Annotated in this window: 1 protein-coding gene; it reads left to right on the top strand. The window is 65.2% G+C overall.

Annotated features, from left to right (window positions below):
• Positions 1-969, top strand: a 969-nt coding sequence (locus tag A5652_RS24810; protein WP_156745528.1) for an AMP-binding protein, incomplete at both ends; no start/stop codon positions are given.

The following is a 969-nucleotide window of genomic DNA, read 5'->3' as shown; positions in this document are numbered from 1 at the left end:
GCGCTCAGTTTCGCTGGCCAGTCGATGACCTATCGCGAGCTTGATGAAGCATCAAACCGGTTGGCGCACTTGTTGATCGGTCACGGTGCAGGACCGGGGCAGCGGGTGGCATTGTTATTGACCCGTTCGGCCGACGCGATCGTGGCCATCCTGGCGGTGCTCAAAACCGGCGCGGCGTATGTGCCGATTGATCCGGCGGTGCCGGCGGCGCGCATGGAGTTCGTGCTCGGCGATGCCGCCCCTGTGGCCGCGGTCACCACCAGCGCATTGATCGACCGGCTGGATGGGCATGACGTCCTGCTCGTCGATGTCAACGATGCCGGCATCGGTGCTCAACCCGGCACGGCGTTGCCGGAGCAGCCGGCCGATGATGTCGCTTATTTGATCTACACCTCGGGCACTACCGGTGTCCCCAAGGGCGTGGCGATCACCCACCACAACGTGATCCAGTTGTTGGCGTCCATGAGCCACAGGCTCGAGCTGGCCGGGCGGGCGTGGTCGCAGTGGCATTCGCTGGCCTTTGACGTCTCGGTATGTGAGATCTGGGGCGCGCTGCTGCATGGTGGCCGGTTGGTGATCGTGCCCGAGTCGGTGGCCCGCGCTCCAGAGGATTTCCACGCGCTGCTGGTTGCTGAGCGGGTCAGTGTGTTGAGTCAGACGCCGTCGGCGTTTTATGCGCTGCAGGCCGCCGATGCGCTCGCACCCGAGCTCGCAGATCACCTCGAGCTCTCCACCGTGATATTCGCCGGTGAAGCGCTCGAGCCCCAGCGCCTCGCGACCTGGCTGGACAATCACCCGGTTTCGCCGCGCTTGATCAACATGTATGGCACGACCGAGACGACGGTGCACGCCTCGTTCAGGGAGATCCTCAGCGGCGATGTCGAGCGAAACGCCAGCCCGATCGGCGTGCCGCTGGCTCACCTCGGCTTCTTTGTGCTCGACGGCTGGCTACGGCCGGTACCCGCCGGC

The organism is Mycobacterium sp. 1165178.9 (assembly GCF_001673555.1).
GTDB lineage: Bacteria > Actinomycetota > Actinomycetes > Mycobacteriales > Mycobacteriaceae > Mycobacterium.
This window is presented reverse-complemented; position numbering and strand designations above follow the sequence as displayed.